This is a genomic window from Paracidovorax avenae ATCC 19860 (genome assembly GCF_000176855.2).
Taxonomy (GTDB): Bacteria; Pseudomonadota; Gammaproteobacteria; order Burkholderiales; family Burkholderiaceae_C; genus Paracidovorax; species Paracidovorax avenae.
The window spans coordinates 5,076,716-5,093,848 of record NC_015138.1 but is presented as its reverse complement, the minus strand read 5'-3'; the positions used below and the strand labels follow the sequence as shown (position 1 = coordinate 5,093,848).

Genomic DNA, 17,133 nt, shown 5'->3' with positions numbered 1-17,133 from the left:
AAGAGCGCGCATGAGGGGTTCCCCGAGTGTGCATATGAAGGAGTAGACCTTGAGTCTTAATCGCAGTGAGAAAGAAGCGGTCATCAATGAAGTGACCAGCCTCGCCGCTAAAGCTCAAACGCTCGTGATCGCGGAATACCGTGGCATCACGGTGGCCGACATGACGAAACTGCGCGTTGACGCCCGCAGCAAGGGTGTGAGCCTGAGTGTTCTGAAGAACACCCTGGCCCGCCGTGCTGTGGCTGGCAGCCAGTTCGACGTGGTGGCCGACCAGATGACCGGTCCTCTGATCTATGGCTTCTCCGAAGACGCTGTGGCCGCCGCCAAGGTGGTGGCCGATTTCGCGAAGACCAACGACAAGCTGGTGATTCGCGGCGGCGCCTTCGCAGGCAAGGCCCTGGACGTGAACGGCGTGAAGCAACTGGCCAACATCCCTTCCAAGGAAGTGCTGCTGGCCCAGCTGTGTGGCTTGCTGATGTCGCCGATCTCCCGCACCGCCGTGGTGCTGGGTGCTCTGGCCGCAAAGAAAGGCGAAGGCGAAGCAGCAGCCGCTTGAGGCTTTGCTGCAGTCGTTCCCTCTTTAAACCAATTGTTAGGAAAAAATTATGGCATTCGATAAAGACGCATTCTTGACCGCCCTGGACAGCATGTCCGTGATGGAACTCAATGACCTGGTGAAGGCCATTGAAGAGAAGTTCGGCGTGAGCGCTGCCGCCATGGCCGCTCCTGCTGCCGCTGGCGGCGGCGGTGCAGCAGCTGCTGCCGAAGAGAAGACCGAGTTCAACGTGGTGCTGGCCGAAGCCGGTGCCAACAAGGTCGCGGTCATCAAGGCCGTGCGCGAAATCACCGGCCTGGGCCTCAAGGAAGCCAAGGACCTGGTGGACGGCGCTCCGAAGAACGTCAAGGAAGGCATCGCCAAGGCCGACGCAGAAGCCGCTGTCAAGAAGCTGGTGGAAGCCGGCGCCAAGGCCGAACTCAAGTAATTCGGCTGCTTTGGCAAGGCTGGAGGCTCCGAAAAGGGCCTCCAGCCTTTCCGCGCTTCTGAGAAGCGCAAGTGTGCAGAGCACACCAGAAAGCAGGAACGGGCGCCGGCCTCGGCATCCACCTCCTGTTTCCTAGTGTCTTCTGACAACCCGACAACAGAAGACGCCTTGGTTCGGGCGATGTGCAACGCATCGCCGTCCGCCATGGTTGGTAGTGGCCAACCGCCAAGCCCGCAAGGCCGCGCTCCTTGTGGGGCAGTAGTCGTCGAAGACCCCCATCCATGTCTTTGCCCGGAGATCTCATGGCCCCAACATCCACGTACAGCTATACCGAACGCAAGCGCATCCGCAAGAGTTTCGGTAGCCGCGACAGCGTGCTCAAAGTGCCGTACCTGCTGCAGATGCAGAAGGACGCGTACACCGCTTTCCTCCAAGCGGACATGGCACCGCAGAAACGCACCAACGAAGGCCTGCAGGCCGCATTCAACGCAGCGTTCCCGATCGTCTCGCACAACGGCTTCGTCGAGATGAAGTTCGTGGAGTACAACCTGGCCAAGCCGGCGTTCGACGTGCGCGAGTGCCAGACCCGCGGCCTGACGTTCGCCTCGGCCGTGCGTGCCAAGGTGCAGCTCATCATCTATGACCGCGAGTCCTCGACGTCGCAGTCCAAGGTGGTGAAGGAAGTGAAGGAGCAGGAGGTCTACATGGGCGAGGTGCCCCTGATGACCGACAAGGGCTCGTTCATCATCAACGGCACCGAGCGCGTGATCGTGTCGCAGCTGCACCGTTCGCCCGGCGTGTTCTTCGAGCACGACAAGGGCAAGACGCACAGCTCCGGCAAGCTGCTTTTCTCCGCACGCATCATTCCCTACCGCGGCTCCTGGCTGGACTTCGAGTTCGACCCGAAGGACATCCTGTATTTCCGCGTGGACCGTCGCCGCAAGATGCCGGTCACGATCCTGCTGAAGGCCATCGGCCTGAACCCGGAATCGATCCTGGCGAACTTCTTCGTCAACGACAACTTCCGCCTGATGGACAGTGGCGCCCAGATGGAGTTCGTGGCCGACCGCCTGAAGGGCGAAGTGGCGCGCTTCGACATCACCGACAAGTCCGGCAAGGTCGTCGTGGCCAAGGACAAGCGGATCACCGCCCGCCACACCCGTGAACTGGAGCAGTCCGGCACGACGCACATCAGCGTGCCGGAAGACTTCCTGATCGGCCGCGTGGTCGCGCGCAACATCGTGGACGGCGATACCGGCGAGATCGTGGCCAAGGCCAACGAGGAACTCACGGAAGCGCTGCTGAAGAAGCTGCGTTCGGCCGGCGTGCAGGACCTGCAGGTCATCTACACGAACGAACTGGACCAGGGCGCGTACATCTCGCAGACGCTGCGCATCGACGAGACGGTGGACGAGTTCGCCGCCCGCGTGGCCATCTACCGCATGATGCGCCCCGGCGAACCGCCGACGGAAGACGCCGTGCAGGCCCTGTTCCAGCGCCTCTTCTACAACCCGGACACGTACGACCTGTCGCGCGTGGGCCGCATGAAGTTCAACGCCAAGATCGGCCGCGACGAATCCACCGGCCCGATGGTGCTGTCCAACGACGACATCCTGGCCGTGGTGAAGATCCTGGTGGACCTGCGCAACGGCAAGGGCGAAGTCGATGACATCGACCACCTGGGCAACCGCCGCGTGCGTTGCGTGGGCGAACTGGCCGAGAACCAGTACCGCACGGGCCTGGCGCGTATCGAGAAGGCCGTGAAGGAGCGTCTGGGCCAGGCCGAGCAAGAGCCGCTGATGCCGCACGACCTGATCAACAGCAAGCCGATCTCGGCCGCCCTGAAGGAGTTTTTCGGTGCGTCGCAGCTGTCGCAGTTCATGGACCAGACCAACCCGCTGGCGGAAATCACGCACAAGCGCCGCGTCTCGGCCCTGGGCCCGGGCGGCCTGACCCGCGAGCGTGCCGGCTTCGAAGTACGCGACGTGCACGTCACGCACTATGGCCGCGTCTGCCCTATCGAAACGCCTGAAGGCCCGAACATCGGCCTGATCAACTCGCTGGCCCTGTACGCCCGCCTGAACGAGTACGGCTTCATCGAGACGCCGTATCGCCGCGTGGTGGACGGCAAGGTGACCGACCAGATCGACTACCTGTCGGCCATCGAGGAAGGCAAGTACGTCATCGCCCAGGCCAATGCGACGCTGGATGCCGAAGGCCGCCTGACCGGCGACCTGGTGTCGGCCCGCGAGAAGGGTGAATCCACGCTGCTGTCCGCCGAGCGCGTGCAGTACATGGACGTGTCGCCCGCGCAGATCGTGTCGGTGGCCGCATCGCTGGTGCCCTTCCTGGAGCACGATGACGCGAACCGCGCACTGATGGGCGCCAACATGTCGCGCCAGGCCGTGCCCGTGCTGCGTCCGGAAAAGCCCATGGTGGGCACGGGCATCGAGCGCGTGGCGGCCGTGGACTCCGGCACCGTGGTGACCGCCAACCGCGGCGGCATCGTGGACTACGTGGACGCCACCCGCATCGTGGTGCGTGTGAACGACGCCGAAGCCGTGGCCGGCGAAGTGGGCGTGGACATCTACAACCTCATCAAGTACCAGCGTTCCAACCAGAACACGAACATCCACCAGCGCCCGATCGTGAAGAAGGGCGACGTGCTGGCCAAGGGTGACGTGATCGCCGACGGTGCCTCGACCGACCTGGGCGAGATCGCCATCGGCCAGAACATGCTGATCGCGTTCATGCCCTGGAACGGCTACAACTTCGAGGATTCGATCCTGATCTCCGAACGCGTGGTGGCCGAAGACCGCTATACCTCGATCCACATCGAGGAACTGGTGGTGATGGCGCGCGACACGAAGCTGGGCGCCGAGGAAATCACGCGCGACATCCCGAACCTGTCGGAACAGCAGCTGAACCGCCTGGACGAGTCCGGCATCATCTACGTGGGCGCGGAAGTGCAGCCCGGCGACACGCTGGTGGGCAAGGTCACGCCGAAGGGCGAGACCACGCTGACGCCGGAAGAGAAGCTGCTGCGCGCCATCTTCGGCGAGAAGGCTTCCGACGTGAAGGACACCTCGCTGCGCGTGGACCAGGGCTCCTCGGGCACCGTGATCGACGTGCAGGTGTTCACGCGCGAAGGCATCCAGCGCGACAAGCGCGCCCAGCAGATCATCGACGATGAACTCAAGCGCTTCCGCCTGGACCTGAACGACCAGCTGCGCATCGTGGAGGCCGACGCGTTCGACCGTATCGAGAAGCTGCTGAACGGCCGCGTGGCCAACGGCGGCCCGCAGAAGCTGGCCAAGGGTACGAAGATCGACAAGGCCTACCTGGCTTCCGTCGAGAAGTTCCACTGGTTCGACATCCGCCCGGCGGAAGACGAAGTGGCGACGCAGCTCGAGTCGATCAAGAACGCCCTGGAGCAGACGCGCCACAGCTTCGACCTGGCTTTCGAAGAGAAGCGCAAGAAGCTCACGCAAGGCGACGAACTGCCGGCTGGCGTGCTGAAGATGGTGAAGGTGTACCTGGCCGTCAAGCGCCGCCTGCAGCCTGGCGACAAGATGGCCGGCCGCCACGGCAACAAGGGCGTGGTGTCCAAGATCGTTCCGGTCGAGGACATGCCCTACATGGCCGACGGCACGCCTGCCGACATCGTGCTGAACCCGCTGGGCGTGCCTTCGCGGATGAACATCGGGCAGGTGCTGGAAGTCCACCTGGGCTGGGCCGGCAAGGGCATCGGCCAGCGCATCGGCGACATGCTGCGCGACCAGGCCAAGGCAGCCGAGATGCGCAAGTTCCTCGAAGAGGTCTACAACTCGCGCGGCCGCAAGGAAGACCTGTCGATGCTGAGCGACGACGAGGTGATGGCCATGGCCGGCAACCTGACCAACGGTGTTCCGTATGCGACGCCGGTGTTCGACGGTGCGTCGGAAGCCGAGATCAAGGACATGCTGAAGCTGGCCTATCCGGACGACATCAAGGAGCGCAAGGGCCTGACCGACAGCCGCACGCAGGCCTACCTGTACGACGGCCGCACGGGCGAGCAGTTCGAGCGTCCCACGACGATCGGCTACATGCACTACCTGAAGCTGCACCACTTGGTGGACGACAAGATGCACGCCCGTTCCACCGGTCCGTACTCGCTCGTGACGCAGCAGCCGCTGGGCGGCAAGGCCCAGTTCGGCGGCCAGCGTTTCGGGGAAATGGAAGTGTGGGCGCTGGAAGCGTACGGCGCCTCGTACGTGCTGCAGGAAATGCTCACCGTGAAGTCCGACGACGTGCAGGGCCGTACCAAGGTGTACGAGTCCATCGTCAAGGGCGAACATGCGATCGAGGCAGGCATGCCCGAGTCGTTCAATGTGCTGGTCAAGGAAATCCGTTCCCTGGGCCTGGACATCGAACTGGAACGTTCTTAAGAAGTACTAGGAGATAGGGTTTATGAAGTCTCTACTCGACCTGTTCAAGCAATTCACGCCGGACGAGCATTTCGATGCCATCCGCATCGGCATGGCGTCGCCGGAGAAGATCCGTTCCTGGTCCTTCGGCGAGGTGAAGAAGCCCGAGACGATCAACTACCGCACGTTCAAGCCCGAGCGCGACGGCCTGTTCTGCGCCAAGATCTTCGGCCCGATCAAGGACTACGAGTGCCTGTGCGGCAAGTACAAGCGCCTGAAGCACCGCGGCGTGATCTGCGAGAAGTGCGGCGTGGAAGTGACCCAGACCAAGGTGCGCCGCGAGCGCATGGGCCACATCGACCTGGCCGCACCTTGCGCGCACATCTGGTTCCTGAAGTCGCTGCCGTCGCGCCTGGGCCTGGTGCTCGACATGACGCTGCGCGACATCGAGCGCGTGCTGTATTTCGAAGCCTACGTGGTGACCGACCCCGGCATGACCCCGCTGAAGAAGTTCGGCATCATGTCCGAGGACGACCATGACGCGAAGCGCAAGGAATACGGCGACGAGTTCATCGCCAAGATGGGCGCGGAAGGCATCAAGGACCTGCTCGAAGGCATCGACATCGACCTGGAGATCGAGAAGCTGCGCGGCGACCTGACCGGCTCCGAAGTCAAGGTGAAGAAGAACGCCAAGCGCCTGAAGGTGCTGGAAGCGTTCAAGAAGTCGGGCATCAAGCCCGAGTGGATGGTGCTGGACGTGCTGCCCGTGCTGCCGCCGGACCTGCGTCCGCTGGTGCCACTGGACGGTGGCCGCTTCGCGACCTCCGACCTGAACGACCTGTACCGCCGCGTCATCAACCGCAACTCGCGCCTTCGCCGCCTGCTGGAGCTGAAGGCTCCGGAGATCATCGCGCGCAACGAGAAGCGGATGCTGCAGGAAGCCGTCGATTCGCTGCTGGACAACGGCCGCCGCGGCAAGGCGATGACGGGCGCCAACAAGCGCGCGCTGAAGTCGCTGGCCGACATGATCAAGGGCAAGTCCGGCCGGTTCCGCCAGAACCTGCTGGGCAAGCGGGTGGACTATTCCGGCCGTTCCGTGATCACCGTGGGCCCGACGCTCAAGCTGCACCAGTGCGGCCTGCCGAAGCTGATGGCCCTGGAGCTGTTCAAGCCCTTCATCTTCTCGCGCCTCGAGCAGATGGGCATCGCCACGACCATCAAGGCGGCGAAGAAGGAAGTCGAATCCGGCACGCCGGTGGTCTGGGACATCCTGGAAGAGGTCATCAAGGAGCACCCGGTCATGCTGAACCGTGCTCCGACGCTGCACCGCCTGGGCATCCAGGCCTTCGAGCCGATCCTGATCGAAGGCAAGGCCATCCAGCTGCACCCGCTCGTCTGCGCGGCCTTCAACGCCGACTTCGACGGTGACCAGATGGCCGTCCACGTGCCGCTGTCGGTGGAAGCGCAGATGGAAGCCCGCACGCTGATGCTGGCCTCCAACAACGTGCTGTTCCCCGCTTCGGGCGAGCCCTCCATCGTGCCTTCGCAGGACGTGGTGCTGGGTCTCTACCACGCGACCCGCGACAAGATCAACGGCAAGGGCGAAGGCCTGATCTTCTCCGACACGGGCGAAGTCCAGCGAGCGCTGGATGCCGGCCAGGCGGAGCTGCATGCCCGCATCAGCGTGCGCCTGACCGAATGGACCAAGGACAAGGCCACGGGCGAGTTCGTGCCCTCGACCTCGCTGGTCGACACGACCGTCGGCCGTGCACTCCTGTCCGAGATCCTGCCCAAGGGCCTGCCCTTCAGCAACATCAACAAGTCGCTGAAGAAGAAGGAAATCTCCAAGCTCATCAACGTGAGCTTCCGCAAGTGCGGCCTGAAGGAAACCGTGGTGTTCGCGGACAAGCTGCTGCAGAACGGCTTCCGCCTGGCCACGCGCGCCGGCTTCTCGGTGGCGATCGACGACATGCTGGTGCCCCCGCAGAAGGCGGACATCCTGGCACGCGCCGAATCCGAAGTGAAGGAGATCGAGCAGCAGTACGTCTCCGGCCTGGTGACGGCCGGCGAGCGCTACAACAAGGTGGTGGACATCTGGGGCAAGGCCGGCGACGACGTGTCCAAGGTGATGATGGACCAGCTCAAGGTCGAGAAGACCACCGACCGCCACGGCAAGGAAGTGAACCAGGAGTCCTTCAACGCCATCTACATGATGGCCGACTCGGGCGCCCGGGGTTCCGCAGCGCAGATCCGCCAGCTGGCCGGCATGCGCGGCCTGATGGCCAAGCCGGACGGCTCCATCATCGAGACCCCCATCACGGCGAACTTCCGTGAAGGCCTGAACGTGCTGCAGTACTTCATCTCCACCCACGGTGCCCGGAAGGGCCTGGCGGATACGGCGCTGAAGACCGCGAACTCCGGCTACCTCACCCGCCGCCTGGTGGACGTGACGCAGGATCTCGTGGTGACCGAAGAGGACTGCGGCACGAGCAACGGTTCGGTGATGCGCGCCATCGTCGAAGGCGGTGAAGTGATCGAGTCCCTGCGCGACCGCGTGCTCGGCCGCTCCACGGCCGAAGAGGTGCTGCACCCCGAAACCCGTGCCGTGCTGGTGCCGGCCGGCCAGATGCTGGACGAGGACACCCTCGAAGAGCTGGAAGCCGCCGGCGTGGACGAGGTGAAGGTGCGTACCGCACTGACCTGCGAGACGCGCTACGGCCTCTGCGCCAAGTGCTATGGCCGCGACCTGGGCCGTGGCGGCCTGATCAACCTCGGCGAAGCCGTGGGCGTGATCGCTGCCCAGTCCATCGGCGAACCCGGCACGCAGCTGACCATGCGTACGTTCCACATCGGTGGTGCCGCTTCGCGTGCCGCCATCGCTTCGAGCGTGGAAGCCAAGTCCAACGGCGTGATCGGCTTCAATGCCACGATGCGCTACGTGACCAACAGCAAGGGCGAGCTGGTCGTCATCGCACGTTCGGGTGAAGTCATCATCCAGGACGAGCATGGCCGCGAGCGCGAGCGTCACAAGGTGCCGTACGGCGCGACGCTGACGGTGAAGGCCGACCAGCAGGTCAAGGCCGGCACGATCCTGGCCAACTGGGATCCGCTGACGCGACCGATCATCACGGAATTCGCCGGCCAGGTGAAGTTCGAGAACATCGAGGAAGGCCTCACCGTCGCCAAGCAGGTGGACGATGTGACCGGCCTGTCCACGCTGGTCGTGATCGATCCGAAGCGCCGCGGCTCCGCCAAGGTGGTGCGCCCGCAGGTGAAGCTCGTCGATGCGAACGGCGCCGAGGTGAAGATCCCCGGTACCGACCACTCGGTGACGATCGGCTTCCAGGTCGGCGCGCTGATCCAGGTACGCGACGGCCAGGACGTGGGCCCCGGCGAGGTGCTGGCACGTATTCCGGTCGAAGGCCAGAAGACCCGCGACATTACCGGGGGTCTGCCGCGCGTGGCCGAGCTGTTCGAAGCCCGTTCGCCCAAGGACAAGGGCATGCTGGCCGAGATCACCGGCACGGTGTCCTTCGGCAAGGAAACGAAGGGCAAGGTGCGCCTGCAGATCACCGATCCGGACGGCAAGGTCTGGGACGAACTGGTGCCCAAGGAAAAGAACGTGCTGGTCCACGAAGGCCAGGTGGTGAACAAGGGCGAGTTGATCGTCGATGGCCCGGCCGATCCGCAGGACATCCTGCGCCTGCTGGGCATCGAGGAGCTGTCGCGCTACATCGTCGATGAAGTGCAGGACGTCTATCGCTTGCAGGGTGTGAAGATCAACGACAAGCACATCGAGGTGATCGTTCGCCAGATGCTGCGCCGCGTCGTGGTCGAGAACCCGGGCGAGTCCGGCTACATCGCCGGCGAGCAGGTCGAGCGTTCGGAGATCCTCAACACCAACGAACAGCTGCAGTCCGAGGACAAGATCCCCGCGACCTACAGCAACGTGCTGCTGGGTATCACGAAGGCTTCGCTGTCCACCGACTCGTTCATCTCGGCCGCCTCCTTCCAGGAAACGACCCGCGTGCTCACCGAGGCTGCCATCATGGGCAAGCGCGACGAGCTGCGCGGCCTGAAGGAGAACGTGATCGTGGGCCGCCTGATCCCGGCGGGCACGGGCCTGGCCTACCACCAGGCACGCAAGGCCAAGGAAGCCATGGACGACGCCGAGCGCCGCGCCATCGCCGAAGCCGAGGCGGCCGAGATGGCCACCACGGGTCCCGATGAAGCTCCGGAGGTCGAAGGCTCCGGCGTGGAAAGCGGCTCGGCCGAGTAACCCACGGCCCTGCCTGCAAGCCTGCCGGCCTGCCGCAACGCTCCCGCTCTGTCGCTTGTGGCAGGCCGGGAGCGTTTTTTCAGGTGCGGCGCTGGCTGGCGGGCCGGCGGGCCGTGCCCTTCTTCTTTTTTGATTTCGCGCCTTCGCGGGGGTCCGCGGGGCGCTTGCCATTGCTGCGATGCTGACGACCTGGATTTTTCTGGCGGTGCTGCTGTTCTGGGCGGTGGGCGCCTACAACCGGCTGGTCCGGCTGCGCTCTGCTGCCATTCAGGCGTTCGGCGGCCTGGACGTGCATTTCGTGCGTATCACGGGCATGCTCGGCGAATACGAGGCGGCGCAGAGTCCTGCGCTGCCTGCGCAGTCGGAGGTGCGCACGGCCCTGTGGGCGGCGACCACCCAGTTCGGTGCCTGCCTGGCCGTGGCACGCGCGCGTCCGCTCGATGGCGGGGCCGCGGCGGCGCTGGCGGCTGCCCGCGAGGTGCTGCGCACGGCCTGGGCGGCGGCGGTGCGGGCGGCCCGTGAACCGCGTGAACCGAGCGAGGGCGCAGCCGGGCCCGGCGATGGCGAGGCGAGCGGCCCGGACTCGCCACCGGCCGTGGCAGCCCCGGGCGAAGACGCCCTGGCGCTGTGGGAAACACGGTGGCAGGAGCTCTGGGCCCATGCGGCCCTGGCCACCGGGCAGTTCAATGATGCCGTGGGCTCCTACAACGGGGCCATCCGGCAGTTCCCCGCCCGGCTGCTGGCCTGGCTTTTCGGTTTCCATGCAGCGCAGGCGCTCTGACGGCGCCTGGCGACCTTCCTTCGTCCTTTCCCGGCCCTCCCATCCATGCCAGCATCCCCCGCGCATCCTTCCTCCTCCCGCCCGGATTCGTCCGGAGGGGCGATTCCCCTGTGGCGGCAGCTCGATGCGGTCGTGGATGCCGTGATGGCGGTGCGCGGCGGCCAGTCGGGCACCGCGGCCCTGGCGGCCGTGGACCCGGTGCTGCGCGCCGGGGTGCAGGCGCTGTTCTTCGCGGTGCTGCGCCAGCTGGGCCGTGCGGAAGCGCTGCGGGCGCAACTGGCACCGCGGCGGCCCAAGCCGCGCGTGGATGCGCTGCTGTGCTCCACCCTGGCCCTGGGCTGGCAGGCCGGTGCCGCTCCCTATGAGCCGTTCACGCTCGTGAACCAGGCGGTGGAGGCGGCCAAGCGCCATGCCGCCACGCGCGGGCAGGCGGCTTTCGTGAACGCCTGCCTGCGCCGCTTCCTGCGCGAGCGGGATGCGCTGGTGGCCGCCACCGAGTCGGACCCCGTCGCGCGGTGGAACCATCCGGCGTGGTGGATCGAGCGCCTGCGGAAGGACCATCCCGGCCAATGGGAGCAGATCCTGCGGGCCAACAACGCGCAGGCCCCGATGGCATTGCGCATCCACCGGGGCAAGGTGGACATGGCAGGCTACCTGGCCGCGCTGGAGGCGGCGGGCATGAAGGCCTGGCCGGTGACCGACACCGGGCTGGTCCTGGAGTCTCCGCAGCCCGTTCAGCGGCTTCCCGGGTTCGCAGACGGCTGGGTTTCGGTGCAGGATCTCGCGGCCCAGCAGGCCGCCCCCCTGCTGCTGTCCGGCCTGGACCTGGGCCGGCCGCTGCGGGTGCTGGATGCCTGCGCGGCGCCGGGCGGCAAGACCGCCCACCTGCTCGAATATGCAGGCGCCGGATCGCCGGTCCACGTGACCGCGCTGGAGATCGACCCGCTGCGCAGCGCGCGCATCGGCGAAACCCTCCAGCGACTGGGCCTGCAGGCGCAGGTGCTGGTGGCCGATGCCGGGCGCCCGGAGGACTGGTGGCAGCAGGCCTGCGGCGGAGAGCCCTTCGACGCCATCCTGCTGGATGCGCCCTGCACGGCGTCGGGCATCGTGCGGCGCCATCCGGACGTGCGCTGGCTGCGGCGTCCCGGGGACATCGCGCAGCTGGCCACCCAGCAGGCGCGGCTGCTGTCCACGCTCTGGCCGCTGTTGCGGCCGGGCGGGCGCATGCTGTATTGCACCTGTTCCGTGTTCCGCGCGGAAGGCGATGACACGGTCCAGTCGTTTCTTGCGAACAACAATGATGCCCATTTGCTGCCTTCTCCCGGACATTTGCTGCCCCGGGATCCCGGCGATGGCGGCAGCGTCCGCGAGAATCCATCCCGTGAGCATGACGGTTTCTTCTACGCACTCCTGGGCCGGCAGGCCGCCTGAGGCCAGGCCGGCGCCGGGCTGGCGCGCACGCCTGCAGTCCGCATGCGCCCTGGCCCGGCACCGCGCCTGCTGGACGCTCCTGCTGTGCCTGGGGTTGTGGCTGTCCCTGCCGGCGCCGGCCGCCGCGCAGGCCGGAGCCGGCGAGATCACCGACCTGAAGCTGGAGGCCGCGGATACCGGCCTGTATCTTTCCGCCGCACTGCATTTCGAACTGCCGGACCTGGCGGAGGATGCGCTGCTCAAGGGCATCACCCTCTATTTCGTGGAGGAGGCCGAGGTGCTGCGGGAGCGCTGGTACTGGTCCGACAAGACCGTCGCGCGTGCGACGCGTTACCTGCGGCTGAGCTACCAGCCCCTCACGCGGCGCTGGCGGCTCAACCAGTCCACGATGCCGTTCCAGGCGAGCGGGCTGGGCGTGGCGCTCGGCCAGAGCTATGACGAACTGGAAGAGGCGCTGACGGCGATGCAGCGCATCTCCCGCTGGAGGATCGCCGATATCGACGACATCGACCGCCAGGCCGCGCACCTGGTGCACCTGCGCTTCCGGCTCGACATGTCGCAGCTGCCGAGGCCGTTCCAGATCGGCGCCATGGGCCGCTCCGGCTGGGATCTCGCGATTTCCCGCACCGAACGCCTGGCCATCGAGCCCCAGCCATGAGCCCGACGCCTTCCGATCCCGCATCGCCCCGGGAGCCCGTGACCGTCCGCAGCGGCCGGCAGGCCCGTGCCGCGCGCTGGGCGCTGGGCGTGTCCGTCGCCGTGATGAGCGCCATCGGCCTGGTGCTGCTGTTCCTGCTCACCGTCTCGACGAACAACCGGGCCATGTACGAGCGCAACTACGCGTGGCTCTTCGGGCTGAACGTGCTGGTGGCGCTGCTGCTCTTCGCCGTGCTGGCCTGGGTGGCCGTGCGCCTGGTGGTGCGGTTGCGCAAGGGCCGCTTCGGCAGCCGGCTGCTGGTGAAGCTGGCGGGCATCTTCGGGCTGGTGGGACTGGTGCCGGGGCTGCTGATCTACGTGGTGTCCTACCAGTTCGTGTCGCGGTCCATCGAGAGCTGGTTCGACGTGAAGGTGGAGGGCGCCCTGTCCGCGGGGGTGAGCCTGGCCCGGGCCACGCTGGACACGCTGGCCAGCGACATGGCGGCGCAGGCGCGCACGGCCAGCATCCAGCTGGCGCCGGTGCCGGATGCGGCCGCGGGCCTGGTGCTGGAACGCATCCGCGACCAGCTGGGCGCGACGGACGTGGTGCTTTTCAATTCGGCGGGGCAGCCGGTGGCGAGCGCCGGGCAGTCCCGCTTCGACCTCAATCCCGAGCGACCGGCGCCGCAGCTGCTGCGCAATGCCCGGCAGCAGCGCTCGGCCTTCCAGATCGAGGGGCTGGACGAAGCGGCCGACCCGCAGGCCGTGCAGAACGCGCGGGTGAAGACGCTGGTGATGGTGGGCACCACGAGCGTGGGCCTGCTGGAGGAGCCGCGCTACCTGCAGGCGACGATGCGCCTGCCGCAGGTGGTGGTCGCCAACGCCCTGGCCGTACAGGAGGCGAACCGCGAATACCAGGAGCGCGCGCTGGCCCGCGGCGGGCTGCGGCGCATGTACATCGGCACGCTCACGCTCAGCCTGTTCCTGGCGGTGTTCGGCGCCGTGCTGCTGGCCGTGCTGCTGGGCCGGCAGCTGGCCAGGCCGCTGCTGGTGCTCGCCGAGGGCGTGCGCGAGGTGGCATCGGGCAACCTGAGCCCCAAGGCGGTGCTGCAGACGGGCGACGAACTGGGCGGCCTCACCCGCTCCTTCGCGGTCATGACGCAGCAGCTGGCCGATGCGCGCTCCGCGGTGGAGCACAGCATGGGCGAGGTGGATGCCGCGCGCGCGCGCCTGCAGACCATCCTGGACAACCTGACGGCCGGCGTGATCGTGCTGGACGCGCAGGGCCGCATCCAGTCCACCAACCCGGGCGCGACCCGCATCCTGCGCGCCCCCATGGCGGCGTTCGAGGGCCGACCGCTGGCCGAGGTGCCGGGGCTGGCGGCCTTCGCGGCGGCCGTGCAGGCGCATTTCGACGCCTTCCTGGGCGACCGCGAGCAGCAGCACGGGCTGGACCACTGGCAGCACCCGTTCGACCTGCACGTGGGCGGAGGGGACCCCACCCATGCGGGGCCGGCCGGCAACGGAACGAGCCTGGTGGCGCGGGGCGCGGAGCTGCCCGACGCGCTGCGGCTGCTGGTGTTCGACGACATCTCCGAAATCGTCTCGGCCCAGCGGGCCCAGGCGTGGGGCGAGGTCGCGCGCCGGCTGGCGCACGAGATCAAGAACCCGCTCACGCCGATCCAGCTGTCGGCCGAGCGGCTGGAGATGAAGCTGACCGGCAAGCTGGGCGCTCCGGAAGAGGCGGTGCTGGCCAAGTCGGTCAAGACCATCGTCGACCAGGTGGATGCGATGAAGCGCCTGGTCAACGAGTTTCGCGACTATGCGCGGCTGCCCGCGGCCGAACTGCAGCGCCTGGACCTGAACGCGCTGGTGGGCGACATCCTGCACCTGTATGGCGCGGAGACTGCCACGGTGCCGGTGGAGGCCGAGCTCGACCCGCGGTGCCCGGCGATTGCCGGCGACGCCCAGCAACTGCGGCAGGTGATCCACAACCTGCTGCAGAACGCACAGGATGCGAGCGAGCAGCGCGCGCGCGAGCAGGGCGTGGCGCCCGCCCCGGTGCGCATCGCCACGCGCTGGAGCGAGACCTCGCGCCGGGTGCGCCTCACGGTGAGCGACGCGGGCACGGGCTTCCCGGCACACATCCTGCAAAGGGCCTTCGAGCCCTACGTCACCACCAAGCCCCGCGGCACCGGCCTGGGCCTGGCGGTGGTGAAGAAAATCGCCGACGAACATGGGGCGCGCATCGATCTTTCCAATCGCGTGGAGGACGGCGTGATCCGGGGGGCACAAGTGTCGCTATCATTCGCGCCTGAAACCCCCGTGGTTTATTAACAACACGTTACACGCAGCCCCGCAGCAGCATCCGTACCCATGGCAAACATATTGGTGGTTGACGACGAACTCGGTATCCGCGACTTGCTGTCCGAAATCCTGAACGACGAAGGACACAGCGTGGACCTGGCCGAGAACGCCACCCAGGCCCGGGCCGCCCGGTCGGCGAACGCCTACGACCTGGTCCTGCTCGACATCTGGATGCCCGATACCGACGGCGTGTCCCTGCTCAAGGAATGGGCGACGGCCGGGGCGCTGACCATGCCCGTCATCATGATGAGCGGGCACGCCACCATCGACACCGCCGTGGAGGCCACGCGCATCGGGGCGTTCTCGTTCCTCGAGAAGCCCATCACGCTGCAGAAGCTGCTCAAGGCCGTGGAGCAGGGCCTGGCCCGCACGGTGCCTGCGCCCGCGGCGGCTGCACCGGCCGCGGTGCCTGCGCTGGCCGCCACGCCGGCCTCGGCCGCCGCCGCGCCCGCATCCGACGCACTCCAGGCCCCCGCATCGGCCAGCGCGGGCGGACCGGGGCTCGCCTCCAGCGGCCCCAGCTCGCACCAGGGGTTCGACCTCGACCGCCCGCTGCGCGAGGCGCGCGACGGCTTCGAGAAAGCCTACTTCGAATTCCACCTGGCCCGCGAAGGGGGCTCCATGACGCGCGTGGCCGAGAAGACGGGGCTGGAGCGCACCCACCTGTACCGCAAGCTTCGGCAACTGGGCGTGGACCTGGGGCGGAGCAAGCGCAGCCAGTGACGCAGGGTGCGCTGGCGACAATTTTTCAGAAAATTCGCGGCCAGGGTTCCTGGGGGCGTTTTTCCTGGCTATAATTCAAGGCTCAGGCCCGGTAGCTCAGTTGGTAGAGCAGCGGATTGAAAATCCGCGTGTCGATGGTTCGATTCCGTCCCAGGCCACCAAATCGCAAAGCCCCTGATCTTTCACGAGGTCAGGGGCTTTTTGCTTGGCAGCAACGGCGACCGCGGCAACAGCCTGAATGCCGTGGACGCCACCCCCAGCATGCCGGCGATGCAGAGCATCACCGCCCGGTAGGGGTCATGGCCGTGGTGCTGCGCCCAGGCGGCCAGCAGCCCGGTCAGCCACTGCATCAGCGCCACCCCGAGGAACATCGACATCGTGTAGAGCGACAGCGCGCGGCCCGTCATCTGGGCCGGGTAGGAGGAGCGCACGTCGGCATACTGGAGCACGCTGTAACCCGACAGCAGGCCCATCGCGAAGATCAGCACGACCGTCGCCGCGGCATGGTGCAGGAACGCCATCAGCAGGAAGAAGGCACCCATGAGCAGCGAGAAGAAGGTGATCCACTGGCGGCGGCGCTGCGCACCCGGGTCCAGGCGGCCGAAGAGCGCGGGGACGAAGAGGGCGATCAGCGACAGCACCAGGGCCACGTTGCCGCTCTCGACCAGCGAGAAACCGAACCGGCCCATCAGCAGCGGCCCCAGCCACAGGCCGCGCAGCGTCAGGAACGCGGCATAGCAGCACATGCCGAGGATCAGGATGCCCCAGGTGTGCGGCATGCGGAACAGGTCTGCGAAACGGCTGGCCGCCTGCCCCCAGGATTCCTTGGGCCGACCGTCGGATTGCGGCAGTTCCGGTTCATGCACGCGCAGGTAGATCAGCAGCCAGGACAGCAGCGAGAGCGCCGCCAGCACGCCGAAACCCAGGCGCCAGCCGCCGTGCTGCACCAGCCAGGCCAGGGGCGTGCCCGTGAAGATCAGGCCCAGGCCGCCCACGCCCATGCCCACGCCCGAAAAGAAGGCGAAACGCTGGGCCGGAAAGTGCCGGGAAATGAACACCGTGCAGGCCAGGAAGGCCGGCGAGCAGCCCACGCCGATCAGCAACTGCCCCAGCATCAACCAGCCGTAGCTCGGTGCAGCGGCGGAGACCGCCGCACCGATCACCGCCAGGGGAAACGCCGTCAGCACCGTGCGGCGCAGGCCGTACAGGTCCATGCCGATGCCCATGAGCAGCTGGGTCACGCCGAAGGACAGGCCGAACAGCCCGGCGAACGCGCCCAGCGAATCGGGCGAGATGCCGAAGTCGGCCTGCAGGCCCGTGGCGATGATGCTGGTGACCGTGCGGAAGGCCTGGCTCAGCGCGAAGCCCGACAGCAGGCAGAGGAACATGGCCCACAGGGCGCGGGAGGGCGGGGCGGGGTCTGCTAAGGGTTCTGCAGTGGGGGTGGCGGGTTGAGGTTCGGGCACGGCGAAGGGGATGGGCGAACGGCGGTGGAGGTGGGCCGGATTCCTGGGGCGGGAAGGTACC

10 protein-coding genes and 1 tRNA gene are annotated in these 17,133 nt (G+C 66.9%); 10 read left to right on the top strand and 1 reads right to left on the bottom strand.

Annotated features, from left to right (window positions below):
* The first annotated feature begins 49 nt into the window (after window positions 1–49).
* The 10 genes from rplJ to ACAV_RS22035 all read left to right on the top strand — a co-directional run bounded on the left by rplJ (window position 50) and on the right by ACAV_RS22035 (window position 15,767).
* On the top strand, window positions 50–556 hold the full coding sequence (rplJ, locus tag ACAV_RS22080; RefSeq protein ID WP_011797539.1) for a 50S ribosomal protein L10: 507 nt from the start codon (window positions 50–52) through the stop codon (window positions 554–556).
* Between the two features lie 49 nt (window positions 557–605).
* Entirely contained in the window at window positions 606–983 is a 378-nt protein-coding gene (gene rplL / locus ACAV_RS22075; protein WP_013596798.1) for a 50S ribosomal protein L7/L12, read from the top strand.
* A gap of 302 nt (window positions 984–1,285) precedes the next feature.
* On the top strand, window positions 1,286–5,410 hold the full coding sequence (gene rpoB, locus ACAV_RS22070; protein WP_013596797.1) for a DNA-directed RNA polymerase subunit beta: 4,125 nt from the start codon (window positions 1,286–1,288) through the stop codon (window positions 5,408–5,410).
* Between the two features lie 22 nt (window positions 5,411–5,432).
* The gene (rpoC, locus tag ACAV_RS22065) at window positions 5,433–9,668 is read left to right on the top strand and encodes a DNA-directed RNA polymerase subunit beta' (RefSeq protein ID WP_013596796.1); all 4,236 of its coding nucleotides are present in this window, start codon (window positions 5,433–5,435) and stop codon (window positions 9,666–9,668) included.
* Window positions 9,669–9,846: 178 nt separating this feature from the next.
* Window positions 9,847–10,449: a hypothetical protein gene (locus tag ACAV_RS22060; protein WP_013596795.1), complete on the top strand. Its 603-nt coding sequence runs from the start codon at window positions 9,847–9,849 to the stop codon at window positions 10,447–10,449.
* Window positions 10,450–10,494: 45 nt separating this feature from the next.
* Window positions 10,495–11,880, top strand: coding sequence for a 16S rRNA (cytosine(967)-C(5))-methyltransferase RsmB (gene rsmB, locus ACAV_RS22055; RefSeq protein WP_013596794.1), 1,386 nt, complete (start codon window positions 10,495–10,497; stop codon window positions 11,878–11,880).
* Entirely contained in the window at window positions 11,837–12,538 is a 702-nt protein-coding gene (locus tag ACAV_RS22050; protein ID WP_013596793.1) for a DUF4390 domain-containing protein, read from the top strand. The genes rsmB and ACAV_RS22050 overlap by 44 nt, the downstream gene beginning before the upstream one ends.
* Window positions 12,535–14,853, top strand: coding sequence for a sensor histidine kinase (locus ACAV_RS22045; protein ID WP_013596792.1), 2,319 nt, complete (start codon window positions 12,535–12,537; stop codon window positions 14,851–14,853). The genes ACAV_RS22050 and ACAV_RS22045 overlap by 4 nt, the downstream gene beginning before the upstream one ends.
* A 39-nt stretch (window positions 14,854–14,892) precedes the next feature.
* Window positions 14,893–15,606 carry a response regulator gene (locus tag ACAV_RS22040; RefSeq protein ID WP_013596791.1) on the top strand — a complete coding sequence of 238 codons (714 nt, stop codon included), beginning with the start codon at window positions 14,893–14,895 and terminating at the stop codon, window positions 15,604–15,606.
* 85 nt (window positions 15,607–15,691) lie between these two features.
* Window positions 15,692–15,767 (top strand) — tRNA-Phe (locus ACAV_RS22035).
* A 21-nt stretch (window positions 15,768–15,788) separates the two neighbouring features.
* Here ACAV_RS22035 and ACAV_RS22030 read toward each other — a convergent pair.
* On the bottom strand, window positions 15,789–17,072 hold the full coding sequence (locus ACAV_RS22030; RefSeq protein ID WP_013596790.1) for an MFS transporter: 1,284 nt from the start codon (window positions 17,070–17,072) through the stop codon (window positions 15,789–15,791).
* Between the last annotated feature and the right edge of the window lie 61 nt (window positions 17,073–17,133).

Excerpts from the sequence above, each read along its gene's own strand:
- ACAV_RS22060 (WP_013596795.1), top strand. The coding sequence starts at position 9,847 with ATGCTGACGACCTGGATTTTTCTGGCGGTGCTGCTGTTCTGGGCGGTG.
- rplL (WP_013596798.1), top strand. The coding sequence starts at position 606 with ATGGCATTCGATAAAGACGCATTCTTGACCGCCCTGGACAGCATGTCC.
- ACAV_RS22040 (WP_013596791.1), top strand. The coding sequence starts at position 14,893 with ATGGCAAACATATTGGTGGTTGACGACGAACTCGGTATCCGCGACTTG.
- ACAV_RS22050 (WP_013596793.1), top strand. The coding sequence starts at position 11,837 with ATGACGGTTTCTTCTACGCACTCCTGGGCCGGCAGGCCGCCTGAGGCC.
- rsmB (WP_013596794.1), top strand. The coding sequence starts at position 10,495 with ATGCCAGCATCCCCCGCGCATCCTTCCTCCTCCCGCCCGGATTCGTCC.
- rpoC (WP_013596796.1), top strand. The coding sequence starts at position 5,433 with ATGAAGTCTCTACTCGACCTGTTCAAGCAATTCACGCCGGACGAGCAT.
- ACAV_RS22045 (WP_013596792.1), top strand. The coding sequence starts at position 12,535 with ATGAGCCCGACGCCTTCCGATCCCGCATCGCCCCGGGAGCCCGTGACC.
- rpoB (WP_013596797.1), top strand. The coding sequence starts at position 1,286 with ATGGCCCCAACATCCACGTACAGCTATACCGAACGCAAGCGCATCCGC.